A 25,813-nucleotide genomic window follows, 5' to 3' on the forward strand; every position below is an offset into this window, starting at 1 on the left:
TTTAAAAACCTCTTTTATTATCTAATTCCTTTCTCAATACGAATTCCTACATTCACAATACCCTTTAGTTTAGGGTCGTACATTCCCTGTTTAATTTTAAATACATATTTTCCTGATTTCGGAAAAACTACGTTTTTCTTAAAAGGAACCTGTAAATCAAAGATATCGCCAAAACCGCTTCCATACCAAGCTCCGGTTTCGTCTGCTAATGCAATTTCCACCTTTTTTTCCTCTACCTCCTTATCGGGAGAAATAGATTTCACAAACACCCACAAGTTACTATAAGCGTAGTCGCCCGAATTTCGCAAGTTCACAAAAATGTTGTGTGCATGTATTGTATCTGTAATTTCTACCTCGAAACGAAGCGTATTTTCCTGACTCCATTCAAAATCAGGAATACTCTCATATTGTTCGTACACTCTTTTAGAATCACAAGAAAGCACTATTACTACAAGAAATAATACGCATAGAAATTTCAACATTTTCATCATACCGACGGATTATTGTTTTTTCTTGGTTTACGACGGAATTTACGTTTCGCCTTTTTCGCTACAGGTTTTTCCTTGGAATCGAAACGATGCAAGCTATCCTGACCGACTACATTTTCGTACTCCAGTGTTTTCTTAGGTTCGGCAACAAATTCGGTCACCAATTTATTCACCTTAATGCCTTTTTTATTCTGTTTGATAATATCCTTAACGGTATCTACCGATAGTTGCACCATATTTATGGTGTTGTATTTATCGTATGAATACCACATTAATCGTTTAAAAATGTCGGTTTTTTGATGATAGGCAGTACCATCTTTTGTTTCCAACTGAATATTTGTATTTGGGAAATCTTTCTGAGCATCGATGTAACAATCCAATTCGAAATTCAGACAACATTTTAGTTTTCCACATTGTCCGGCTAACTTTTGCGGATTTAATGAGATTTCCTGATAACGAGCCGCATTAGTAGTTACCGACACAAAATTGGTAATCCAGGTAGAGCAACAAAGCTCTCTACCGCAAGGACCAATTCCCCCAATTCTACCAGCCTCTTGTCTTGCACCAATTTGGCGCATTTCAATCCGAATTTTAAATTGTTCGGCAAGCACTTTAATCAGCTGTCGAAAGTCAACACGATCGTCGGCTATGTAGTAAAAAATGGCTTTGGTTTTATCGCCCTGATATTCCACATCACCAATTTTCATATTGAGTTTTAGTTCTGCAGACAACTGACGAGCCTTGATCATTGTTTTGTGTTCCAAAGCAATAGACTCATGCCATTTTTCGATATCCACTGGCTTCGCCTTACGATATATCTTCTTTGCTTCGTATGTTTTAGGATTTAGTTTCTGCTTGCGCATTTGTTCTACAACTAAATCGCCGGTTAAGGTAACAATTCCTATGTCGTGCCCTGGTGATGCCTCTAAAGCAACAACATCACCTCTTTGTAGTCTTAATTGATTCGAATTTGAGAAGAATCCCTTACGGGTATTTTTAAATTTTACTTCAACTATATCTGGACACAACGCACTCTCAGGAACATCACTCAACCAATCATAAACGTCTAGTTTTCCGTCTAGAAGCCTATCATCTTTCTTATTGGAAGCACAACCTCCGCACTTCCCTTTTGGTTCCTTATTTTCCATCACATGTATATTGATTATTAGTCGATAATCGACTGCAAAAATAATGATTTTAATTTATAAACTTTTAAAGGTAGTAATTCGCCGAATTAATAGCCTCTTATGGCCTTAATAATTTAACCAACTTAAGGCTCAAATCGAGAAAAACGATTTTTGCATTGGCATTTCTTCCAATATCAGCATGAGCTTTGGATAGTTCGTCAGCAAGAATCCAAACATTTTCCTCGTTAATAAAAGGCGAAAACCGTTGAGAAAAATTCATTTCTTCTCCATTTAAAAACACCATTTCGGGCTTTTTTAAATTCAAAATAAAATTTTCGCGCACCATTCGAACACTATAATTTAAAAAACTCTTTTGGCGTTCCCTGCCAATTGCCGCAATTTTCTCCGACCAATCCATTAATCCTTCCACATTACGAGCATAGCTTAAACGCATAATAGCAACAAAATTTTCGAAATTAAATGCATTTTCGTCTGAGTTTTGAATCAGCACGCGTGCTTTTCGATAGCTTCCGTCGGCCAAACGAACCACATTACTTAACTCGGTGCCCGTTAAATTAAATTCCGAAGCAATAGCCTTCGATAAATCTTGGGAATCAATTTTAGGAACTTTTACAATTTGAGTTCTGGAAAGAATTGTTTGTAAAATTTTTTCCGGTTCTTCGGAAACCATTAAGAAAATTGTCTTTTTAGGCGGCTCCTCGATCATTTTTAGCAATTTATTGGCACAGGAACGATGCATTTTTTCCGGCAACCAAATCACCATTATCTTATAATCGGACTCGTAAGTTTTTAAATTTAGCTTTCGAATAATTTCGTTGCTCTCCGAAGAATAGATTAATCCCTGAGAATTATCAACACCTAAGCTTTGGTACCATCCACCCAAATCAAAATACCTATCACTTTCAATTTGAGATCTCCAACTACCTATAAAATTATCGCTTACCGGATTTGTAAACCCTTTCCCTGTTACAACGGGGAAAACAAAATGCAAATCGGGATGAATTAACTTCTGATATTTTTTACAAGAAGAACAAACGCCACAAGAATCATTTTCCTTTTTATCCAAACAGGATATGTATTGAGCAAATGCAATTGCCAAAGGCAGCTTTCCGACCCCATTAGGCCCCACCAGCAATTGAGCGTGACTAATTCTATTTTCCTTTACTGTTTGTATGAACTGCTTCTTTACAGATTCAAGTCCTATTATATCTTTGAATTGCATGAAATTAATTTCGATTCTATGATGAGCATCCTAATGTTACCAACTTCTTTCTGTTGATTTATGTGCGATTAGCGATATGCAAAATTAACTGCAAAAATACATTAGGGTACCCAAAGTTAAAAAAATATCCAAGTGCTTCGCTAAAAGTAATCATCTTGCAATTAAGAAGTAGTAAAATATGACGTTTTAGCTCCTTTAAAAGAAATTATTTTTTTTATGCAATCGTTTCAAAACGAAGAGTCTACTAGTCACAACCATATGTATTTAAAATAGATACCATAGTTTCCCATATCTTTTTTGCACTGATTTACAGAAAAAGCTACCTTTGAATACACGAAAAAAAACTAAATACAAATATATCATGCAAAGTATTGACACTTACAATTTTTCAGGTAAAAAAGCTATTATCCGAGTAGATTTCAATGTGCCTTTAAACGAGCAATTCGAAATTACTGACGACACACGAATTCGTGCTGCCCTACCAACTATTAAAAAAGTATTAGATGGTAATGGTTCTGCAATTTTGATGTCACATCTTGGTCGACCAAAAGGTGTAGATCCTCAATTTTCATTGAAGCACATTGTTGCTCACCTTACAAAATCGATAGGGGTTGAAGTAAAATTTGCTGATGATTGTATTGGTGAAAGTGCGAAAACAATGGCTGCTAATTTAAAGCCAGGTGAAGTTCTTTTATTGGAGAACCTACGCTACTACAAAGAAGAAGAAAAAGGCGATGAAGAATTTGCTAAAAAATTGGCTGGTTTAGCTGATCTTTGGATCAATGATGCATTTGGAACAGCTCACCGTGCACATGCTTCCACCGCAGTTATCGCAAAATTTTTCCCGGAAGCTAAACTGTTCGGATACGTTATGGAAGGCGAATTATCAAGCGTTGATAAAGTGTTGAAAGATACAAAACGTCCACTAACAGCTATTATGGGTGGAGCTAAGGTTTCTTCTAAAATTGAAATCATTCAAACTTTAATGTCGCAAGTTGATCACTTGATTATTGGTGGTGGAATGACTTACACTTTTGTGAAAGCAATGGGTGGAACTATCGGAGACTCTTTAGTAGAGGATGACAAATTAGAAACTGCAAGAGAAATTTTGAAGAAAGCAAAAGAAAACAACGTGAAACTTCACCTTGCTTCTGATGCATTAATTGCCGATGCTTTTTCTAACGAAGCAAACACAAAAACCTGCGATGTAAATGCAATTCCTGAAGGATGGATGGGATTAGACGTTGCTGAAGCAACTATCGAAAGCTTCAAAAAAGTAATTGAAGAATCTAAAACTATTCTTTGGAATGGTCCTGTAGGCGTATTCGAAATGGATACTTTTGCAAAAGGAACCAAAGCAATTGCTGATGCTATTGTTACTGCAACTGAAAAAGGTGCTTTCTCGTTAATTGGTGGTGGTGATTCTGTTGCTGCAATCAACAAATACGGTCTTGCTGATAAAGTAAGTTACGTATCAACTGGTGGTGGTGCTTTATTAGAATACATCGAAGGAAAAGAATTGCCAGGTGTAACAGCTATTAGAGGATAATATATATTACAACATACTCTTCCACAGGAAGAAATTGAACGCAGTCCGAAAATGGACTGCGTTTTTTCATTCGTAAATTTTGAGCATAATTAAACATTTTTCGATTATATTCGTAACATAAGCTCCCTATTTCATTTATATGTTCCGATTATGAATAAAATTCTACTTTCATTAATAGCTCTATTTTCCATTCTGTTTCTTACAATAGATACTACTTATGCTCAAGTGGATAGTTTGCATTACATTCCTCCGATGTGCTCCTTTTCTAACTCATCATCAGATGTAGATGATCACCAAATGGTTCTAACAACCACCGAAACAACGCCATTTACAGTTACTATAAAAAACAATAATGGAACATTTGTAAAAACTACCAGCATATCAAATTCCAGTCCGAAAAAAATCAGCTTAAATTGGCCTAACAAAGGAATCAATTCACAAGGAGTTATTGGAACAGGTGATTTAAACTCGATATTGGATACAGAAGGATTAATGGTTAGTGGTTCTAAAAAATTCTTTGTCAGTATTCAAAATAAGTCAGGTGCTCAGGGTGATTTGCTAACCTCAAAAGGAACTACGGGTTTAGGAAATGATTTTTACAGTGGACATATGTTTTCAAGTTCGGGAGGATATGATAATTATAATGGTCATTTTATATCTGCAATAGCAACCGAAAACAATACAAACATCACCTTTAACAATCCTAGAATTAAATTTTCAGGAAAATCAACAAATTCCTTTACGGTTAGTTTAAATAAAGGACAATCTATTGTAATCGGAGTAAGTGTAAATCAGCTAAAATCGCAAGGAAAAAATCTTAATCATGTAAATGGAACACACGTAACTTCAAATAAGCCCATTGCTGTTAGTTCAGGTTCGTGGTGTGCTTCGGGTTTTCCTAGCAATAGTCCGGGTAGAGATGTTGGTTTTGACCAGTTAGTACCAACTGGAGTGGTAGGGAAAGAGTATATTCTGTTGAAAGGTGAGGGAGTGAATGGCGGAGCACAATACAATGAAAAAGCATTGGTAGTTGCCACAGAGGACAATACAAAAATATACATCAAGGGAAATTCAACTGCAGAAGCAACTCTAAACAAAGGGGAATACTTTTTTACCGACTATGCTGATTTTGGAACCAATAAAAACTTATACCTTCATTCAGATAAAAAGATTTTTTGTTACCAAACACTTTCCGGAGCAAACAAAAAGCAAACTGCTGGTTTCTGTTTTATTCCTCCCTTAAAATGTACGGCAGATAAGGAAGTTACTATTGCATTTGCTAATGAACTTTCTAGTTTAGGAGTTAATCCTATTTTAAAACTAGTTACCCAAACGGGTTCCCAAATTCAACTAAACGGAGTAAACCTTCAAAGTGCATCTGATTACAAAAAAACAGTTCCTGGAAATATTTATTGGGAAACCTACAATATCCCTAAAAGTGAACTTCAAAAAAACATTTATAACCACGGAACAGATTGGATATTTAAAATATCATCAACCAATGCTTTAAATGCGATGCTTGCAGTAGAAAGCAGTAATGTTGGTGGTGGTGGTTTCTTCTCTGGTTTTGGAGATATTCCACAAGTAGATCAGAGTCCTGATATAGCGGAACAAGGTTTATGCGGAAGTAATGTGGTACTTACAGCAACAGGTTTTACTTCCTATAATTGGTATAAAGATGGAGTAATTATCTCTGGACAAAACAATTCAACCTATCAAGCAACAAATCCCGGAAGGTATAAAGTAACTGGATTATCGCCCTGTGGAAGCTCAACAACAGAATCTTTTCCTTCTAGTGAAATTAGAATATTACCTTGTCTTTCGGTTGCTCCAGCAACTATTACGGTAACCGAAGGAACAGATTTAAATGCAGTATTTCGTGTAGAGCTGTCGCACATTTGGTTAGCTTCTGATAATGTAAATGTAACTTTCGATTATCAAACCAATACAGGAACCGCCACCAGCGGACAAGATTACACTCCTAAAACAGGAAGTGCAACGATTCCATCTGGATCGGCTTATGTAGATATTTCGGTTCCTATTATTAATGATCTTCTGAATGAGGATGACGAAGAATTTACTTTTACCATTTCCAATGTGGTGGAAGCAGTAGAAAGTATCACCCTTGGAACAGCAACCATTAAAGATGACAACGACCCTGCTCCAAAAATTACAGTCTCGAACCAGACATATAATGAAGATGCAGGAACAATTAGTTTCGCGGTAAGTTTAAATACCGCAAGTGGCAAAACGATAAGTACAAACTATTCAATTACTGATAATACCGCTGTTCACCCTGCTGATTATACTGCTCCTAACTATACAGGAACCCTTAGTTTCGCTCCAAGTGAAACAAGTAAGAATATCACTTTTAACATTATTGACGATAACATTTACGAACCCGGAACCGATGAATATTTCACACTTCTTTTAAATAATCTGGTAAACACAACAGCAGGAAATACCAGTGCAAATATATCCATTACCGATAACGAAACACCTCCAGTAATCACGATTGCGAATGCAAGTAAAACGGAAGGACAAAATATTGTTTTTCAGGCAAATTTGAGTCATCCGGCCAATACCGCAATCACCTTTAATTACGAAATAGTATTAAGCAATGGTTCGGGGAAAGCCAAGCAACAAGATTTTGTGAATTATTCCACTTTTTCGACGGGAACCATTACGATTCCTGCCGGACAATTAAATGTTAATTTTCCTGCATTTGTAACTTTAGATGACAACGCAAATGAGCAAGCAGAGACCTTTCTTGTAAATTTTACTTCTGCAAGTAATGCAACATTTGCAAATACCTCAGCAACAGGAACTATCCTAGATAACGAGGGAAACCCAACTTTATCGATAGCAAATGCTTCGGTAACCGAAGGAGAAATTCTTAATTTTACCATCTCGGTAAGTCCAGTAAAAAGTACAGATATTGTTTTTGATTACAGAACCGTGAATGGAACAGCAAGCTACCCTGCCGATTTTAACGGAACAGGGTGGACATCAATTACACTGCCGGCCAACCAAACCAGCATGACCCTTTCTATCAATACTATTCAAGATACGGAAGAGGAAGGCAACGAAAACTTCACCGTTGAAATTGGAAATCCACCTTTTAAAGTAGATATTGCAAGCGGACTAAATATTGCAACCGGAACTATTATTGATGATGATGACGCACCAATCGCCAAAAACGACAGCTATACGGTTGACGAAGATGCTGTTTTAAGCGATAATGTAATGACCAATGATTTGGGACTTGGCGATCCTCCTGTTGTGGTAATTTCCAATACCAATCCGGCCAATGGCGTACTAGTTATTAATGCAAACGGGAACTTTACTTATACACCAACCAGCAATTTTAATGGGACCGATTCATTTCAGTACACCATACAGGATATTGATGGAGATCAATCTACTGCAACAGTAACAATTACCGTTAATTCCATTAATGATTTACCAATTGCCAATAACGATACTTATACTACGCCTGAAGATACACAGCTTAATGCCAACGTAATTACGAATGATCAAAACCTATTTGATTTACCGATCTCGATTAGTTTGGTTAGCAATGTTAGTCATGGTACTTTAACTTTAAATACGAATGGAACTTTTTCTTACCTACCCAACTCCGAATATTTTGGAGTAGATAATTTCACCTATAAACTTACCGATGGTAATAGTGATGCCGTTACCGCCAATGTAAAAATCACTATCACTTTTATAAATGATGGAGCACCTGTGGCGGTTAACGACAACACCTCCACCAACGAAGATACTCCAGTAACTATCAATGTACTGGCGAACGATTCGGATATCGATGGAAATCAAACTATCGACAAAGCAAGTGTTTTGATTTATTCGGCTCCCACAAACGGAACTTTAACGCAAAACTTTACAACAGGAGAGGTTACCTATACTCCCAATACAGACTATACAGGATCCGATAGTTTTACTTATACCATTAAAGATAACTCGGGTTCGGAATCCAACGAGGCAACTGTTTCGATTACTGTTACCCTGGATAACGATCCACCCATCGCTATTTGTAAAAGTGGCGTTACTGTTTATTTAAATGCCAGCGGAAATTACAACCTACTTGCTTCGGAAATCGACAATGGTTCCAACGACGATAGCGATGGTGGAACAGTAAGTCTTTCGGTTTTCCCTAACACTTTCGATTGCTCGGATAAAGGAAGTAATTCTGTTACGCTAACAGTTACCGATGAAGATAATTCGAGCAGTACCTGTACAACAACTATTACCGTGCTTGATAATAGTAATCCAACCATTAAAACAGCTCAACTCAACATACCGGTCTCCGCCGGATCGGGAGTTTGCGGAGCCTTAGTTAATTATACTGGTCCTGTTTTCACAGATAATTGTGATGGAGATCAATCGGGGACATTAATTTCAGGATTATCAAGCGGATCAACCTTTCCAATAGGTAATACAATTGTTACTTACGAATACACCGATGCTTCTGGAAATGGCCCCGTTCAGTCTAGTTTTACAGTTACAGTAGTAGATGATGTGTCACCAATTCTATCAAATACTGCAAATCGTAACTTATCGCCTAACCATTCGGGCTGTACTTATTTAGTAAGTGGTACAGGCTTCGATTTAAGTGCGACAGACAATTGTGGTATTCTTAGTATTTCGCACAACTATAATGGTGGAGGAAGTAGCTTAAACGGAAAATCGTTTCCCTTAGGCACAACCAATGTTTCTTGGACCGCTACCGATGTGAATAGCAATACAAAAACACAAGTTGTTCAGATAATTGTAAATTCAAATTTATCTGCCAACCTTTCAATAGCAGGAGGAAACTCCAACTGCGAAGATGAAAACTCCGTTTTCAACGCATCTGCATCGGGAGGTAATCCTGCTTATACTTATCAATTCTTTGTAAATGGAGCAGAAGAAACAGTAGGAGTATCAGGAAATACATTTACAACCAGCACTTTGGCCGATGGCGATAAAGTTAAAACTCTGATTACAGATTCGAATGCTTGCTCGGACGATAGTAGTGAAATTATCATGACCATTTATCCGAAGCCAAATCCTAAATTATACCATGAATAAGGAATGAGAAATCAATAATTCTCGACAAACACATTTCTAGAACACCTAATTTTATTAGTCCCGAGGCAGGTCTCACCCTCCCATCGGGACTTTTATGCATCCAATCGGCAACTTGGGGCAGTCCATCGGCAACAATTCCCCTCCAATTAGCAATTTGATGGCTTCCCGAGGCAACAATTGCCCTCCCACCGGCAACAAGTACCAACCCATTGGCAATTTTATCACTCCAAGTGACCATATGTAGCCATCCCGCCTCCATTTCGTGATTTTATTAGCAAAGATGAAAAGCAGTTCATCTTAAAGTTTTCAATTATATTTGTGACTTAATTGGCTATTTAAGATATCAAAGTAATGAATTGGGAAGAGGAAATATTTGCCATTGCGAACGAAAATGATTTTGAAAAAACAGCATTTCAAGTTTTTCAATATCAGGCAACGAACAATAAGGTTTATAAAGAATATTTGGAGCATTTAAAAATCGATATTTCAACTATTAAAACCATAAGTCAAATTCCATTTCTTCCCATTGATTTTTTTAAATCACACAAAGTGATTTCTACCGATAAAGAGGCACAGGCAATTTTCACCAGCAGTGGTACAACAGGAAATTTAACCAGTCGCCACTACGTTCCAAATTTGAAAATTTACGAAGCCAGCTTTACAAAAGGATTCGAACAATACTATGGCTCAGTAGATGATTATTGTATTTTGGCTTTACTTCCTTCATATCTCGAAAGAGAAGGCTCTTCTTTAATTTACATGATGGAGAAACTAATTAAGGACAGTAAGCATGAAAAAAGTGGTTTTTACCTGCACAATCACGAAGAATTAATTGCTACGATTGCTGATTTAAAAAAACAGAATCAAAAAATACTTTTATTGGGCGTTAGTTTTGCCTTATTGGATTTAGCAGAGCAACATCAGTTGAATTTAGATGGTGTAATTGTAATGGAAACTGGCGGAATGAAAGGGCGAAGAAAAGAAATTACACGTGAGGAACTGCACGCTTTTCTTACCGAGCGATTGGGTGTTGAAAAAATTCATTCGGAATATGGAATGACCGAACTCTTATCGCAGGCCTATTCGAAAGGCGACAGTTTGTTTTTTACGCCAAGCTGGATGAAGATATTAATTCGGGATACTTACGATCCTTTTTCCTACGAAAAACAAGGCCGAAGCGGAGGAGTTAATGTGATTGATTTGGCCAACATCAATTCCTGTTCTTTTATCGAAACACAAGATTTGGGCCGAATTCATGCCGATGGAAGTTTTGAAATTCTGGGTCGCTTCGACCATTCGGATATTAGAGGTTGCAACTTGTTGGTGAATGAATAATACCAATTAGTATCTAAAATCGCATAAAAAAAACACCAAATAGAGTTTAATGAATGTAAACCGACTCTATTTGATGTTTTGAAATTCCCCTACCAAAAGGAACCTAACATTGTATTTTAATAAACGTCTTTTTTATTTACAGAACTTATAAATACAAGTATGCTTGTATTTCTCACCTGGTTTTAAAGTTGCATTTGGGAAATTAGCATAGTTTGGAGAATTTGGGAAAATTTGAGTTTCCATTGCAATACCAGCACAAGCCTCTATCGGAGCTCCATTTTTTCCTTTTTCTGATCCATCGAAATGAGCACCTGTATAAATCTGAATACCTGGCTGATTGGTGTAAACTTCCATTTTACGTCCTGATACAGGATCTAGAAGAGTACCAACCAATTGAGTTGAACCATTGTAATTATCAATTACAAAATTGTGATCGATTCCCTGAATCATATTGATCTGTTCATGATCCGTATCGCAGGCCGATTTTACAGTTTTGGCACTTGTAAAATCAAATGGAGTCCCTTTTACAGGAACAATTTCTCCAGATGCAGTTCCTAATTTTGCACAAATTGGAGTGTATCTAGAAGCATTTAACTGCAACTTATGGTTCACAGCAGAAGCATGACCCGCACCACACAAGTTAAAATAAGCGTGACTGGTTAAATTAATAACCGTAGGTTTTGTTGTTTCTGCTTCGTACTCAATAACAAACTGATCGTCTTCGGTAAGTCCATATATTACAGATACCTCTAATTTTCCAGGATACTTTTGCTCCCCATCTGCACTTGTTAAACTTAGCTTGTAAGCTTGTACAAATTTATCCAAACTAACTGGAGTAACCGTCCAGTTTCTTGAGTTAAAGCCCTCTACACCACCATGTAGATGATTGGTATCGTTATTACAGTCTAATTGAAATTTTTCTCCATCAATTTCAAATTTACCCCCAACAATTCTGTTGGCATAACGACCACATAATGCTCCAAAATAGCCATCTCCAGCAAGAGTTTCATCCATGGTATCGTAACCAACTACCACGTCCGCAATATTCCCTTTTGCATCGGGTACTTTAATAGATATAATTTGTCCACCTCTTTCGATAAAGGTGACTTCTATGTTTTTATTTTTAAGTGTGTAAGCACGCATTTTATAATCTTTTTTGAATGGATATTCGATATTAAAACTAAGCTACTTGTTTTCTAATTTTTGCACCTTTTAATGCAAAGAAAATAATGTATGCATAAAAGAAGAAAAAGAATAGATAAGCAGCACTGTAATTACAAGAAGCTGCATCAATAGTACCATCGGCCAATAAAGAACCAGTAGAATCAACCACTTTTCCCATAATAAACATCCAAATACCAACAAATACAACACCAGTACAGATAATACCTGAACCAAGTTTAGCTGCGGCGGCAGGAATATCTTTCATCGAAAGATCGAAAAGAACCGACCACATAATAGATAAGAATAAACCCTGTGCAATTAATGGCCAAATAGAGAAGGAAGAACCTCTGGTTAGAAAGAATACACCCAATAAAGCAACACAAATAAAAGAATTAATCAACAGCACTTTTGATGCTTCATATTTCTTTAAAAGACCAGCTCCTAATAATCTACCCACAAAGAATCCTGCAGGATAAAAACCTAAAATCATTGTTGCATATGCCATTGTTTTCCCCTCAACATTGTACTCTACATAATTTAAGAAGTAGTTACCAACCCCAACTTCCAGTCCCATATACATTCCAATGGCAAGAAAACCTAAAATTAAATGTGGAAAACTCCATGCACTACGTCCGGCACCTGCATCCGAAGCATTTTCTTCTTCGCCTTCGATAGCAGGAAGATGCATAAACACGAGAATTACTGCCGTTAAAATAGAAATACCAGCCAATGCAATAAACATTACTTTCGCCATATTTTCATGAACGATAATGTTTCCATCGCTAGATTCGATAATAAATCCACCAATGATTGGAGCCAATACTGCAGCACTTGAATTGATTGCCATCGCTAAAGTTAAACGAGAAGCCGAAGTTTCAGGAGTACCCAAAGCAATAACATAAGGGTTAGCAGCAACTTGCAATACAACTACTCCAACAGCCGTAATGAAAAGGCCTGCCAATACCATATTGTAACCTATTCCTAAAGCAGGAATAAAAATAGCACAACCAATACCTGTAATCACCGAACCAATGATAACACTCATTTTGTACCCAATCTTTTTCACAACTCCACCAACTGGAATAGATATGATATATGCACTAAAGAAAGCTGCACTAACCAACTGAGCCTGACTTTCAGTGATGGAGAACTGTGCTTTCATAAATGGAACCAAAATGTTATTAATCCAGGTTACAAATCCCAAAAGGAAAAGTAGAAAGGACATAATTGCAAAAGGAACTGCATAATTCGTTTTTGAATTTCCCATTATTTTAAGTTTTTGTCTTATTTTATATTCTTAAATAATATTTTTAGCTAACTGCTTCAATCTATAATTCTACTTTCACTGATCCCTCAGCTCTAATAAATAGTTTATGACAATTACCTTTGCCAAATACTGATTCTAGTGTTGAAATATACTCTTCTAATAAATTGTTAGGAACGAAGGCTTGAATAGTTCCGGCAAAACCACCACCATGAACGCGCCATGCACCTTTGCCTTTCAATACCTGCTCACTTAAAGCCAATGCAAGCGCTACACTTTGATATTTTGGCTGACCACCAACAAAAATATTTTGATTGTACATGTACGAGCTAAATCCCGACTCGATGACAAGACCTAAGAATTTTTGAAATTCGTTAGCCTCTAAAGCTGCAACCTGATCAACTACACGAGCATTATCTCCTTGAAAGTGCATAGAACGAAGAATAGCACGATCGCCAACTTTTTCGCGAATAGTTGGAATCCCTTTTACTACATCTTCCATAGAAAGAGGGCGAAGAACTTCCTGACCCAATTCTTTAGCTACTGCTTTCATTTCTCCTGGAAGAGAATTGTATTCAGCATCCAATCCACCATGACTACCACCTGTATTGGTAATTACCAATGAATATCCTGTTTTAGCAAAATCGAAATCCAAAGCTTTTACGATAGGATTAGCTGGATTTTCAAAATCGATAGTAATGAAACCACCCACAGCACAAGCTGTTTGATCCATTAATCCACAAAATTTCTTACAAGCATGCTCCGCTTTCTGACCAATTTTTGCATTGTCAACTGGATCTAATTTTCCATCGTTAAATAAATGACTAAAAATTGCTCCAATCAACACTTCGAAAGATGCCGAAGAACTTAATCCAGAACCTTCGGGCACAGCACCATCAATAACAGCATCGAAACCAGCTACTTTCAAGCCCAAAGCTTTTATATCTGAAGCAATGGAACGCACTAAATTTGTTGGTGTTACCTGAAATTCAGTAATCTCAAGATTCGATAAATCTACTTCGAATGGAGGAAAACCAACCGAATTAATACGAACTACATTCGTTCCATTCGCTGCAGCAACAGCAATATTATCTAAATTAACCGCACCTGCCAATACTCTTCCCAACTGATGATCGGTATGATTACCACCTACTTCGGTACGACCTGGAGAACTAAATAAACTAGCCTCATCGCTTCCGAAAGCAGTTTGAAAACTTGCCAATTGCTTTGCGTAACGGTCTGCTTGAAATTTTAATACAGCTTCATCGTTTCCGTATAAGGCAGTAAAGGCTTTGTTATTGCCTCCGTTAATTTTTTCGATTATTGCACTTATTTTCATCTTAGTATATTTTATTTAAATTGAAGTTCCTATTTCTTAATTGATGCTCGGTAATTGTTCTCCCAATCCCATGCAGACTTGGTCATTTCATCGAGTGTTTTCTCCGCTTTCCAGCCCAAAACAGTATTCCCAATAGTTGTATCGGCCCAAATTTTAACGATATCACCTGCTCTTCGTGGAGCCACAACATAGTTCAATTTCTTTCCGGATGTTTTTTCGAATGATTTGATCACTTCGAATACAGAAAAACCGTTACCGGTACCAATATTAAACATCTCGTAAGAAGAAGCATTTTTCCCACCAATCATACGCTCAATAGCAATAATGTGTGCTTTCGCTAAATCAACAACATGAATGTAATCGCGAATGCAAGATCCATCAGGAGTATCGTAATCATCACCAAATACACTTAATTGATCGCGCAAACCATAAGCCGTTTGTGTTACAAATGGCATTAAGTTAGCTGGAACTCCAATAGGCAATTCACCAATAAGACCCGATTCATGAGCGCCAATAGGATTAAAATAACGCAAAGCAATTCCTTTAATTTTAGCTCCAGATGCGATCGTATCTCTCAAAATACTTTCATTCACCTGCTTGGTATATCCATAAGGAGATTCGGCTGGCTTAATCGGAGCATTTTCGGTTACAGGCAATTCATCTGGCTGACCATAAACGGTACAAGAAGAGGAGAATACGAAATTTTCAATTTCATACTTTTTCATTCCCTCCAATAAATTTAGCATGGTCACCAAATTGTTGCGGTAGTAATGCAAAGGAATAGTTACTGATTCACCTACAGCTTTTGCGGCTGCAAAATGAATAATCCCATTCAAATCACTATTCTCTGCAAAAAATGCATCTAGCTTAACTTGGTCAAGCAAATCCATTTCATAGAATTTAGGGCGAGTTCCCGTAATTTTTTCGATGCTATCAACAACTCTTACTTCAGAGTTCGATAAATTATCAATAATTACAACTTCGTATCCCTTATTTATTAACTCAACAGTTGTATGCGAACCAATATATCCAGTTCCACCAGTTACTAATATCTTTCCCTTCATGATCTATTTTTGTTTGTAGTGTTTCAAAGGCAAATCTCTTAATCTCTTGGCTGCCCCTTCTGCAGTAATATCTCTTTGTGGTGTACCCAACATTTCGTATCCAACCATAAATTTCTTAACGCTGGCCGAGCGCAATAATGGTGGAAAAAAATGCATGTGTAAATGCCATTCCGGGTGCTTTTCTCCATCGGTAGGTGCTTGATGCACTCCTGCTGAATAAGCAAAAGAAACTTCAAATAAGTTATCGTACATTATTGTTAGTTTCTTGTAAATATCTGCTAAACCAGTTCTTTCCTCATCGCTTAATTCCAACAAGTTCGAAACGGCTCTTTTACTTATAATCATTGTTTCGAATGGCCAAACTGCCCAAAAAGGAATCAAAGCAACAAATGAATCATTTTCAGCTAAAATTCTTTCTTTCTTTTCCAATTCACTATTCAAATAATCAAACAACATGGTTTTTCCATGCTTCTCGAAATATGCTTTCTGAGTTTTAGATTCTTTTGATGTTTCCAAAGGAACCAATCCTGAAGCCCAAATTTGTCCGTGTGGATGTGGATTCGAACAACCCATAATAGGACCCTTATTTTCGAATATTTGCACATAACCGATATCTTCGCGATCTCCAAGCTCTTTATATTCTTTGCACCAAAGATCAACTACTTTGCGGATATTTTCCACTTCCATTTCCGGAACGGTAAGGCTATGATCGGGACTAAAACAAATTACCTTGCAAACTCCCGACTCACTCTCTGCTTTAAATAGTTCTCCATCGGCATATTCCCCTTTGGGAGTATCTTGTAAAAGTGCACTAAAATCATTCTGAAAAGAGTAAACATCCTTATAGTCGGGATTACTCTCCCCTCCAATGCGCTCGTTACGAGGGCACAAATAACAATTCGGATCGTGAGAAGGACGAACATCTTCAACAACCTTCTCTACCTGTCCTTGCCAAGGGCGTTTCGATCTATGTGGTGAAACAAGCACCCATTCTCCTGTTAAAGGATTATATCTGCGATGCGGATTTTCTATGTAATCAAATTTTTCCATCAGAATAATTTTTTTAAATCTTCAATTCGTTTCTCAATCGATTGTATCAAAATCGAATATGCTTTCCAAGTTTTGAAAAAAATTGAATACTGCCGGGCCTAACTCACCCAATTGAACAATTCACTTTGAGGGGGTAATTGTTCCAAGCGTTGCCCGACATTCTTCAACTTATTCATTGTATTTTTCTTTCAGTACCTCCACTTTCCCATTAACGCTATTCAAATTTTAACCCATATTAATAAATAGCAAGAGTTAATTTCTAACTGGTAGGTACTGGTTGGTAAATATAGGTTTTTTTCATTAAATCCCAAAAAAACAAAATGAAATTTAAACTTAAATCAATTAAATCCAGATTATAAGGACCTTCTTCTAATTAATTCACATTTATTTTGAACGAGGGACTTTTCCCCTCCCAAAACCATTTTGGCAAGCAATTCTCCCATTTCCTGAAAGTCGGTACTGATTGTAGTAATTCCATCGGCTACAACTTCTTTTAGAGGTGTGTCGTTATAAGATATAATTCCCAAATCTTCGCCAATTTTAAACTGATTCGCACTTGCTTCTTTTACCAAACGAACCATATCATTATCATTCGGAACAATATAAACCTCTGACTTTTGAATTACATGTCCTTTTAAACTGACAATAATATCATACTCCCATTCATTAACATGCTGACTAGCAAATTTTTTAAAACCTTTCATCTGACCTTCCGGCTCTTTTCCTCCCGGATAAACCAAATACATTTTCTTGTACTTTTTTAAAAGATCTAATCCTGAGCTAAGTGCTCGAAACATATCTTTTTCGAAATTCTGATAGACAGCAGGATAATGCTTCCTTAATGTTGCATTGGTTTGATCGAGAATATAAACCTTCTCCTTCGGTAACTGTTTTAACACGGAATAGGCGTCCGTAAATTTGGCTGGCATAATAATGTAAGAAGTATACTTTCCATTATTATTCTCAATCAATTCTTTAAACACTCTTTCGTTAAAATGATGAAAATAAATATCAACCGTAGCTAAGCCATCTAAACTTTCCATAAATGAGTTGTACAATATTTCTTTAAACACATTAAACTCTTCGAATAACAGAAAAATTTTGTGCTTTAATTGAGTAATATTGCTCTCCAAATAATAACCTTTTCCCGGTACTGACGAAATAACTCCCCGCGCCTTCAATTCATTAAAAGCCACTAGCACAGTATCTCTAGACAAGTTGAATTCTTTACATATCGCGTTAATAGAAGGCAATTGATCTCCTATTTGAACATCTCCATTTTCGATGGATTCGTATAAGGAATTTATCAACTGTTTGTATTTAGGAACCCCTGAATCGGTAGCTACTGTAAAAATTTTTGAAGCCATAAATAATTGATCTTTAAATCGTATTTCAGCAACAAAGATAGTTTTTTTCATTAACTGTTACGTACCGGTTGGGTTTTATCGAATTAATAGAGTTTTGTTACAAAAAAAAAGACAGCCACAACGGACTGCCTTTTTAACTACATACTAAACTAATTAACTGAATTTTTAAAAATCAAAAAAGTTAATTCGCAAGGAAGGATCATCTGCATTTATAATAGAGAATGTACCATTAGTATATTGCTCTAATTTACCTGTAGACTCCAAATAATGCCCCTTTGTATTAAAAATCTTTTGAACTAATTAGAGTTCAACCAAACAATATTTACTTGGATCAGATTTACTTACTAAGTAGAATTCGGAATTACTCACTGAAACAACATACAATCCATTCTCGTCTAACAAGAAATTTAAAATCATTTGACCTCCAGCATTATAATATATTTTTTCCCACCAACTACCATACGTATAACCTTCCCAACCAATAGTAAGCTGATCTTCTCCTGTTTTTGTAAATGATAATTTAGAAAAACCAGACCAATTTCCCCCTTCAGTTCCTGGTGCATAACACAATAAATACCCCCATTCGGAGTACAACTGAAAAGATTTAAAATTCGGCACAGAATCTTGTATAGTAAGAATAGTAGCTTCTAGATTAGCGGAATAATCAGTAATTGTTTTAAAATTCACACTCAACAATTGATCAACAACACCATCTACAGTATATGCAGGAGCATTATCATAACTTAGCTTAATACTTGTATCAGTATTTGTAAATACATCATTGTCAAGGTCATAAACAAAATTTTGCATTGTTTTCCCCTCAATACTCACCTCTTTCATTAATTGAAACCCATTCGCATTAATTAACACTGGTGTGATTACATTAATTAACTCGCCATCATTCATATAAGAAATCACTCCAGTTCTATTCCTATCATCATATCTAAATGATGCAAAAGCCTCGCCTTCGTGCTCAAAATTTCTAAATATTGATTTATTAGCATCCCCTGCTAATCTTGCAACATTAGCAATAACAGGCTCTAAATCCCAGTTCTCTATAGTCGCTGGTTTTAAAACAAGTGTTGTAACATCATCGCCATTATAGCCATTATCCGTTTTACTAACAAGAGTAATTTCGTCAGCACTTACGCTAGCAATATTAAAAACATACTCTCCACCATTATTATTATTATTGGTTTCATATATAGCATGAAAAACAGACCAAGATTCAAAGGTTAAGGTAATGTCTTGCTTTTTTGTAATGCTGTAGGTAATAGTATCATTTGCAAATCCGGACTTATAGTCGGAGTGCATTATCACTGAACCATTAGGATTAAACTTTAATAAAATTGAATAAGCCCCAGTCTCTCCATTAGGATTATAGTATCCAAGCCAACCTTGTGCGGGGCTTTGAAGAACTGTATTGTATTCAGTATATAATTCTGAGAAACGCTCATTCACGCTTTTATCGAAAATATAATCAGCTGTACTATCCTCATCACAGGATGCGAATCCGCCAACAATAAATATCAATAGGTATAATAATTTATTTTTCATTATTCAGGAATTTCATTATTAGTAACCACATAGTTAATACGCTCTTCCATAATATCACGAAGAGCATACAAATCGATGTCAAATCTATTTTTATAGAAATCGACTACAATACTTAGCTTTTTAGCAATAAGTAATCGTCCCGCATTCAATGCATTAATGTTTGCAATTTCTGCAGGGTCTGTTATCCCTTCTGTGCTTGCTTGATTAATAAATACCTCTTCAAAAGTAGCTTTAGGTATGGTTAAAAAATGCGAAATAATTTCACAGAAGTCTTCAAACTCGTTCATTGTTGCATAGTTTCTAACCATTCCCATTTTAATAGCATCTGATAAAGTCACATTATTACTCCATCCTTCGCCATTGTATTTTTCCGAAACGGTATTAAACCCTACTGGCATCCCATAAGTTTGATGCACCAAATGACTAAATTCATGATGTACCGTTGCAAGAATTCCTCCTCCAGGAGTTGTTAACCATGCCTCATTCGTTAAATCATAACTATTAAGATTTAATAATGTAATTCTAGCACCACCTTCGGCATAACCCAATAATCTATTTCCATCCTCTTTATAAATATAGGAGCCAATATAAACAAGCTCTGGAGGAAACAATTTAGATATAAAAGCTTTACCTCCCTCGCTAACTGAGCTATATGGATCAAACCACAAATATTCAAGTAACTTCGTGACAGGAATTACTACATCTCTTTTTACGGGAGTAGCAGAATAATCGTCATCAATATATTTATCTTGCCATTTCCATCGCACTGCTGTACTGTGCTTTACCAACATATTCTCCTGCAAATAAATATCTATTTCATCATCCGAAACTACTGTTGAAGGAGGAACAAAAAGTGTATTATCCTCCTCATTATCACAAGCAGTGAAGAAAAGAGGTGATAAGAGTAATGCATACCCTATCGGTTTTATATAATTAAGTATTCTTCTCATAACTAAACATTTTTAAATAAATTAACGTGGATTCGCCTGAATCCCCTTCGCAATAGCACCTGAAGGAATCTGAATGGCTTTTCGTAAATCATCTGCCTTCAAAATACTTGTTTCACCAGTAACCGAAGTATGCGTAATACTCATTTTGAATCTTTTGATATCAAACCATCTAATTCCTTCTCTGAAAAGCTCTTTTCTTCTTTCCCCTACAATAAATGTCATCATGTTTTCGGCATTATATTCTCCATATCCATCAATCATTATTTGCGATGTAAGCGGATTAAAATTTTCATACCACATTGCGCCCATGATATTATAGTCGGCCATAGCTTTATCAAGATAATCTGTAGCTCCTTCAGCATTACTCATAACATAAGCTTCACATCGGTTTAGCGCAACTTCTTCGGCTCTTAACTCTGGATGAATGTAATAAGGATATCCTGTTGTGGCAGTAGTATATCTAAAGCGTTCGCCATATTTAGGAGGACGTTTGTCATCCCTATATCCCCAACGAGCATCGCGAAAATCATCAGTACCAAGTTTATTAGCGCCAAACACTTCATCCATAATTGTGGCATTCGAACGATAACCTCTATATGATCGAGTTACATTTAATGTTTCTTTTCGCACAAGAAGCAAATTCGATGTACTGTTAGGCTCTGTAAAATTATCAGCAAGTGCAATACTTGATGTTCCAGTATAGACCTTATCCATATCTCTTACAAAAACAGAATTTAAAAGACCTTCCCCTAATAACAAATTTGAGTACTTAATACAGTTTGTATAATCCTTCTTAAAAAGATACAAGCGTGAAGCAAAGGCATATGCAGCTCCTTTATTAAAATGGTACTTTCCAGATCCCACATAATAATCGTCCGATAAAAGAGCAATTCCATCTAATAAATCCTTTTCTATTTTGTTATAAGTTTCCTGAAGAGTACCTCTTTCATACTTTACGATTAATTCAATCTCAGGAGCCAAAATGTAAGGTATTCCCATTTCGGAAGAAGCCGTTGCCATATCGTAATGCTGACAAAAAATATTTGCTAATAAAAAGTGGTTATATGCTCTGGAAACTAAAGCTTCACCCTTAATGGCTTTTTTTAAATCATCGTCTGTATTCTCAACCGCATCAATAGCATCCAATGCCTGATTTGCGTGAGCTATAGCGGTATATGTTTGTGACCAAAAATAAGGAGGAGTATCTTGTCCTTCATTAGCAGTTACCGGTTCCCACATAAAATTCTGAGTCATCCACTCGTATTGATCATTTCTTGACAATGCAACTGCGTTATCAGTCATCCATTCTAAAAAAACATAGGAGGCTTCAGAGTATGAATTCGCAACTAATTCCGAGACATCGGTTAGTTTCTTTATTTCTTGTCGCTCATCCGGAGCTGTGTCCAAATATTCGTCACAACTCCATCCTAATAAACCAATTGTGATGGTTAATATATATATGTATGATTTCATTATTACTTAGAATTTAACGTTTAACGAAAATGTATAAGATCTCGATAATGGTAAAGAAATACCACCCGATTGATAGAATTCAGGATCAATTCCATTTAGCTTACTATCTGAATAAAGCAACCATAAATTATAACCTTGCAAACTAACATTAGCCGATTGAACAAATGTGTTTTTTAATAAACTTTTAGGAAGTTGATAGCTAACTTTAATATCCTTTAGTCTAACAAAATCACCATCTGCAATTCTAACATCCGATTTATTATATAGCTCATAAGGATTTAAACCTGCTTCATCTAGTTTTTCAGCTTCAGATATATCAAGAATGGCAGGAATATTAGTTATATTTTCGTCTCCCTTAAATTGCCAACGATTAATAAGATCTCCAGGAAGAGATGAATAATCGGAGTAAGAACTTCTATAAGCATCATCTAATCTTATTTTATTTCCATAGCGATAAACTAAAGAAAAACTGCAAGAAAGATTTTTATACGAAAAAGTATTTGTCAAACCGCCATAACCCTTTGGTGTTGTTGGCCCTTCGTATTTCAAGTACTTCTCTATATCGTCGCGTTCCTGTAAATTAACATATTGAGTAGTTTTTCCATCTGGACCATAAAAAGTTGGTACCCCATTAGAATCAAGGCCCGCAAATGGGATAGAAAACAAACTTCCTCTAGAGTAGCCTTTTAAATTAGTACCTAACATTTGTACTGCATTTCCAATGCTAGCCCGATTTTCCCATTTAGTAATCTTATCTTTTCCATAACTAAAAGTAAAAAGGGTAGACCATTTGAATTTAGGTGTTTCAATGTTTTTGGTATTTAAGGTAATTTCAACACCATTCACTTCCATTTCACCTATGTTTCCATACTTATATTTTACGCCTCCAACTCCACTAGTTTCAACAATTCCTAGTAGATCTTTCGAATTTCTTTGGTAATATTCAAATTCAGCGTAGATTCTATTTTTTAATAAAGCAACTTCAATTCCAGTACTAAACTCGTACAACTTTTCAAAAGTAAGCTCTCCATTCTCAAGATTCTCGATATCTAAAACAGTTTCTCTATCATCCGCAGTAGGTCTTAACGGCTCTCTGCCATAAAGAGTTAAAGCACCACTAGCCCCAACCGGATTATCACCAGAAAGACCATAAGTTGCTTTCACTTTTAGCATATCAATTACCCCATCGCGATTAAACCAATTTTCTTCGCTAATATTCCAAGCCCCACTAACATTCCATGTTGGTAAGTAACGAGAGTTCGTAGATTTCCCAGTTCTATTATCACCAGCATAATTAGCGGTTGCATTTATTATATATTTTCCTTGGTAGGAATACGCTCCGGTTAAGAAAAAGCTTAAATATCTTCCTTGAGTAGGAGTTCGTGAAAAATAATCATCGCCACGAGCGTCTAAGTATCTAATAAAATTAGGATCACTAACAATTAGCCCTCCTTTATCATACATATATCCCCAACCTTCGTTATAGGATTTTACCCGATCATTATATCTAATTTCCTGACCTAAAAGGAAGTTAAAATTATGAGTATCGTCAATAGATAAAGAATAATCTAAACTATTACGCATATAATAACTATTCAACGAATAATCTGTAGTGTTTAAAAATCCACCTTTAGGTAAAACGGAATAAGGATAACTAGCAGGATCATCAGCATCATCGAATAAGTAAACATTACTCTCTCTAAAAAGAGGATTGTCGGCTCTGTAAGATTCGGCCTGATTAGAATTTTCATGAATTTTATGCTCAGCCTTACTAGTATACCAACGTCCTTGTAATGCTGTATTAAACTTCAAGTTTTTCTTAATTTTATACTCTAAGTCGGTTTGAAATATCAACTCATTCACTTTAAGATCTACAAAATTGTGATCCACTTCGTGTAAGATATTAAAAGGGGCATAATCTCTTCTAAAAAATTCTTTTTTCCCATCTGCGTCAAAAGGTCGTATACTTCTACTTGTATACAACGCATAATTAAAAGGATTTATATCAAAATTACGTTCATATACACCAGAAATTGTATTGAACTCGCGATCTTTAGAACCTGCAAGGCGTTGATCTCTAACATTCCCTGATAATTTCAGACCAATTCTTAATTTTGGAGAAAGTTTAAAATCTGCTTTAAGCTGACCAGTATAGTTTTTTACATTATCAGCTACCGTTTGTCCACTATCATTTAAGTAACCAACAGACGCATAAACTTTGGTATTTTCATCTCCTCCATTTATAGAAACAGAGTGCTGTTGTTGTATTGAATTCTTAAATAGAACATCGAACCAATCTGTGTTTGAATCCGCATAAGCTTGTAAATAATCATAGTTCAAATCGCCATTTGGTCCCCAAGCAAGCTCTCTGTTTGCAATTTTATAAAACATTTTCCCCATTGCACCATGAGATCTTGCAGTAGAGCCTTTTGCAACATCAAGCCAACCTTTTTCATAAAGTTCTTGATAAACTTCCATCTCTGAACCTGAATTCATAATATCAAATTGCGAATAAGATGGCTTACTTTTAATAGTAATATTACTACTATAATTAACCGTTGTTTTTTGAATTTTACCCTTCTTTGTTGTAATTACAACAACTCCGTTCATTGCTCTTGCTCCATACAAAGCAGTAGCTGAGGCATCTTTAAGAACTTGAAAAGATTCAATATCCTCTGGATTAATACCAACTAATGCAGAACTCAAAACAGTAGATAAGTTTCCTGACGTTAAATCCTCATTGGATACTTCAACGGCATCTTCCATTACAACTCCATCAATTACCCATAAAGGCTTATTTGATCCATTAATAGAGGCATTCCCTCTAATACGAATAACAGGAGCTGCACCAAATGTACCCGAAACATTTGCGATTTCAACACCAGAAACTGCACCTTGCAATGCTCTACTTGCATCGGGAACACCTGATAGTTTTACCTGTTCGGTTTTTATAGTAGTTGCCGATCCTGTAAATAACTTTCTATCAATTTTCTGATATCCTGTTACCACAACCTCATCGATTTGTTCCGAACCGCTAACCAAAACAACATCTATTGTCTTTTGATCCTTAACTCCGATTTCCTGAGTGTCCATTCCAATAAATGAGAAAACCAATATGGCCTCCGATGCATCTGGTAATTGAATGTTGTATTTTCCATCAATATCAGTAGTAGTTCCAATACTAGTACCTTTAATAAAAACAGAAACTCCTGGTAATCCGACACCTGTATTATCAGTTACAACACCGTTAACCTTTTTTTCTTCCAACACAGATTTAGTATCCTGTTTTGAAGGACTTGGTTTTGCCTCTGGCTTAATAATAATCACCTCGTCGCGAATCTCGTAGGTTAAGCCTGTATCTTTTAAAACATCCGTTAGTATTGTTTTTACACTTTTAGGTGCAGCACTAATCGTAACGTTATTCACATCTTTAATGTCGTCAACATTGTATAAAAATGTGTAATTGGTTTTCTCTTTCACTTTTGCGAAAACCTCAATTAAAGAACCTCCTGTCATTTCTAACTCCAGAATTTCACCCTGAAGATTTGCCAATGCCTGAAAACTAAAGACATTAACTACAAGAAACAAAAGCAAGAGTCTTTTTGCAAGAAATGGTTTTCTTTTCTGCATAAAAGACTTTTCCCGATTTTTTTTCATAATTTTGAATGTGATTTGGTTAGTACTTCATTTCTCCTCAAAAAGAAATGTTTATTGACTTTGCCGGAGTTTGTGGCTGCAGACTCCGGCTT

17 protein-coding genes are annotated in these 25,813 nt (G+C 36.0%); 3 read left to right on the forward strand and 14 right to left on the reverse strand.

Annotated elements, in window-relative coordinates; genetic code table 11:
• Positions 1–17: 17 nt before the first annotated feature.
• The 3 genes from BZG02_RS11440 to BZG02_RS11450 form a co-directional block, all read right to left on the reverse strand.
• Positions 18–491 (reverse strand): gliding motility lipoprotein GldH, encoded by a 474-nt coding sequence (locus BZG02_RS11440; protein WP_101261569.1) that lies wholly within the window; start codon positions 489–491, stop codon positions 18–20.
• Positions 488–1,636, reverse strand: coding sequence for a PSP1 domain-containing protein (locus tag BZG02_RS11445; RefSeq protein ID WP_101261570.1), 1,149 nt, complete (start codon positions 1,634–1,636; stop codon positions 488–490). Before BZG02_RS11445 ends, BZG02_RS11440 begins: the two co-directional genes overlap by 4 nt.
• A gap of 97 nt (positions 1,637–1,733) precedes the next feature.
• Positions 1,734–2,858: a DNA polymerase III subunit gene (locus BZG02_RS11450; protein WP_101261571.1), complete on the reverse strand. Its 1,125-nt coding sequence runs from the start codon at positions 2,856–2,858 to the stop codon at positions 1,734–1,736.
• Between the two features lie 361 nt (positions 2,859–3,219).
• On the opposite strand from BZG02_RS11450, the gene BZG02_RS11455 reads away from it, so the two are divergent.
• Both BZG02_RS11455 and BZG02_RS11460 read left to right on the forward strand, forming a co-directional pair.
• A complete protein-coding gene (locus BZG02_RS11455) occupies positions 3,220–4,407 on the forward strand; it encodes a phosphoglycerate kinase (RefSeq protein WP_101261572.1) in 1,188 nt (395 codons plus the stop codon).
• A 150-nt stretch (positions 4,408–4,557) separates the two neighbouring features.
• Positions 4,558–9,501, forward strand: a complete 4,944-nt coding sequence (locus BZG02_RS11460; RefSeq protein ID WP_101261573.1) for an Ig-like domain-containing protein — start codon at positions 4,558–4,560, stop codon at positions 9,499–9,501.
• Here BZG02_RS11460 and BZG02_RS11465 read toward each other — a convergent pair.
• Positions 9,482–9,760: a hypothetical protein gene (locus tag BZG02_RS11465; protein ID WP_101261574.1), complete on the reverse strand. Its 279-nt coding sequence runs from the start codon at positions 9,758–9,760 to the stop codon at positions 9,482–9,484. The two genes, BZG02_RS11460 and BZG02_RS11465, sit on opposite strands and share 20 nt — an antisense overlap.
• Positions 9,761–9,852: 92 nt before the next feature.
• Between BZG02_RS11465 and BZG02_RS11470 the strand changes: the two genes are divergently transcribed.
• On the forward strand, positions 9,853–10,836 hold the full coding sequence (locus tag BZG02_RS11470; RefSeq protein WP_101261575.1) for a LuxE/PaaK family acyltransferase: 984 nt from the start codon (positions 9,853–9,855) through the stop codon (positions 10,834–10,836).
• A gap of 132 nt (positions 10,837–10,968) precedes the next feature.
• On the opposite strand, the gene BZG02_RS11475 is transcribed toward BZG02_RS11470, so the two are convergent.
• The 10 genes from BZG02_RS11475 to BZG02_RS11520 all read right to left on the reverse strand — a co-directional run bounded on the left by BZG02_RS11475 (position 10,969) and on the right by BZG02_RS11520 (position 25,721).
• Positions 10,969–11,979, reverse strand: a complete 1,011-nt coding sequence (locus BZG02_RS11475; protein WP_101261576.1) for an aldose epimerase family protein — start codon at positions 11,977–11,979, stop codon at positions 10,969–10,971.
• 37 nt (positions 11,980–12,016) lie between these two features.
• Positions 12,017–13,267 carry an MFS transporter gene (locus BZG02_RS11480; protein ID WP_101261577.1) on the reverse strand — a complete coding sequence of 417 codons (1,251 nt, stop codon included), beginning with the start codon at positions 13,265–13,267 and terminating at the stop codon, positions 12,017–12,019.
• Positions 13,268–13,328: 61 nt separating this feature from the next.
• Positions 13,329–14,603 (reverse strand): galactokinase, encoded by a 1,275-nt coding sequence (locus BZG02_RS11485; protein WP_101261578.1) that lies wholly within the window; start codon positions 14,601–14,603, stop codon positions 13,329–13,331.
• Between the two features lie 29 nt (positions 14,604–14,632).
• Positions 14,633–15,667 carry a UDP-glucose 4-epimerase GalE gene (galE, locus tag BZG02_RS11490; protein WP_101261579.1) on the reverse strand — a complete coding sequence of 345 codons (1,035 nt, stop codon included), beginning with the start codon at positions 15,665–15,667 and terminating at the stop codon, positions 14,633–14,635.
• 3 nt (positions 15,668–15,670) lie between these two features.
• Positions 15,671–16,717 (reverse strand): UDP-glucose--hexose-1-phosphate uridylyltransferase, encoded by a 1,047-nt coding sequence (locus tag BZG02_RS11495; RefSeq protein WP_101261580.1) that lies wholly within the window; start codon positions 16,715–16,717, stop codon positions 15,671–15,673.
• Between the two features lie 353 nt (positions 16,718–17,070).
• Positions 17,071–18,084 carry a GntR family transcriptional regulator gene (locus BZG02_RS11500; RefSeq protein ID WP_101261668.1) on the reverse strand — a complete coding sequence of 338 codons (1,014 nt, stop codon included), beginning with the start codon at positions 18,082–18,084 and terminating at the stop codon, positions 17,071–17,073.
• 300 nt (positions 18,085–18,384) lie between these two features.
• Entirely contained in the window at positions 18,385–19,641 is a 1,257-nt protein-coding gene (locus BZG02_RS11505) for a DUF4302 domain-containing protein (RefSeq protein ID WP_101261581.1), read from the reverse strand.
• The gene (locus BZG02_RS11510; protein WP_101261582.1) at positions 19,641–20,591 is read right to left on the reverse strand and encodes a substrate import-associated zinc metallohydrolase lipoprotein; all 951 of its coding nucleotides are present in this window, start codon (positions 20,589–20,591) and stop codon (positions 19,641–19,643) included. The genes BZG02_RS11505 and BZG02_RS11510 overlap by 1 nt, the downstream gene beginning before the upstream one ends.
• A gap of 21 nt (positions 20,592–20,612) precedes the next feature.
• The gene (locus BZG02_RS11515; protein ID WP_101261583.1) at positions 20,613–22,064 is read right to left on the reverse strand and encodes a RagB/SusD family nutrient uptake outer membrane protein; all 1,452 of its coding nucleotides are present in this window, start codon (positions 22,062–22,064) and stop codon (positions 20,613–20,615) included.
• A 6-nt stretch (positions 22,065–22,070) separates the two neighbouring features.
• A complete protein-coding gene (locus tag BZG02_RS11520; protein WP_101261584.1) occupies positions 22,071–25,721 on the reverse strand; it encodes a SusC/RagA family TonB-linked outer membrane protein in 3,651 nt (1,216 codons plus the stop codon).
• Between the last annotated feature and the right edge of the window lie 92 nt (positions 25,722–25,813).

Source organism: Labilibaculum filiforme, from assembly GCF_002843315.1.
In the GTDB taxonomy this organism is placed as follows: domain Bacteria; phylum Bacteroidota; class Bacteroidia; order Bacteroidales; family Marinifilaceae; genus Labilibaculum; species Labilibaculum filiforme.

Coding starts and splice junctions, on each gene's coding strand:
- BZG02_RS11440 (WP_101261569.1), bottom strand. CDS start 491: ATGATGAAAATGTTGAAATTTCTATGCGTATTATTTCTTGTAGTAATA.
- BZG02_RS11445 (WP_101261570.1), bottom strand. CDS start 1,636: ATGGAAAATAAGGAACCAAAAGGGAAGTGCGGAGGTTGTGCTTCCAAT.
- BZG02_RS11450 (WP_101261571.1), bottom strand. CDS start 2,858: ATGCAATTCAAAGATATAATAGGACTTGAATCTGTAAAGAAGCAGTTC.
- BZG02_RS11455 (WP_101261572.1), top strand. CDS start 3,220: ATGCAAAGTATTGACACTTACAATTTTTCAGGTAAAAAAGCTATTATC.
- BZG02_RS11460 (WP_101261573.1), top strand. CDS start 4,558: ATGAATAAAATTCTACTTTCATTAATAGCTCTATTTTCCATTCTGTTT.
- BZG02_RS11465 (WP_101261574.1), bottom strand. CDS start 9,760: ATGGAGGCGGGATGGCTACATATGGTCACTTGGAGTGATAAAATTGCC.
- BZG02_RS11470 (WP_101261575.1), top strand. CDS start 9,853: ATGAATTGGGAAGAGGAAATATTTGCCATTGCGAACGAAAATGATTTT.
- BZG02_RS11475 (WP_101261576.1), bottom strand. CDS start 11,979: ATGCGTGCTTACACACTTAAAAATAAAAACATAGAAGTCACCTTTATC.
- BZG02_RS11480 (WP_101261577.1), bottom strand. CDS start 13,267: ATGGGAAATTCAAAAACGAATTATGCAGTTCCTTTTGCAATTATGTCC.
- BZG02_RS11485 (WP_101261578.1), bottom strand. CDS start 14,603: ATGAAAATAAGTGCAATAATCGAAAAAATTAACGGAGGCAATAACAAA.
- galE (WP_101261579.1), bottom strand. CDS start 15,667: ATGAAGGGAAAGATATTAGTAACTGGTGGAACTGGATATATTGGTTCG.
- BZG02_RS11495 (WP_101261580.1), bottom strand. CDS start 16,717: ATGGAAAAATTTGATTACATAGAAAATCCGCATCGCAGATATAATCCT.
- BZG02_RS11500 (WP_101261668.1), bottom strand. CDS start 18,084: ATGGCTTCAAAAATTTTTACAGTAGCTACCGATTCAGGGGTTCCTAAA.
- BZG02_RS11505 (WP_101261581.1), bottom strand. CDS start 19,641: ATGAAAAATAAATTATTATACCTATTGATATTTATTGTTGGCGGATTC.
- BZG02_RS11510 (WP_101261582.1), bottom strand. CDS start 20,591: ATGAGAAGAATACTTAATTATATAAAACCGATAGGGTATGCATTACTC.
- BZG02_RS11515 (WP_101261583.1), bottom strand. CDS start 22,064: ATGAAATCATACATATATATATTAACCATCACAATTGGTTTATTAGGA.
- BZG02_RS11520 (WP_101261584.1), bottom strand. CDS start 25,721: ATGAAAAAAAATCGGGAAAAGTCTTTTATGCAGAAAAGAAAACCATTT.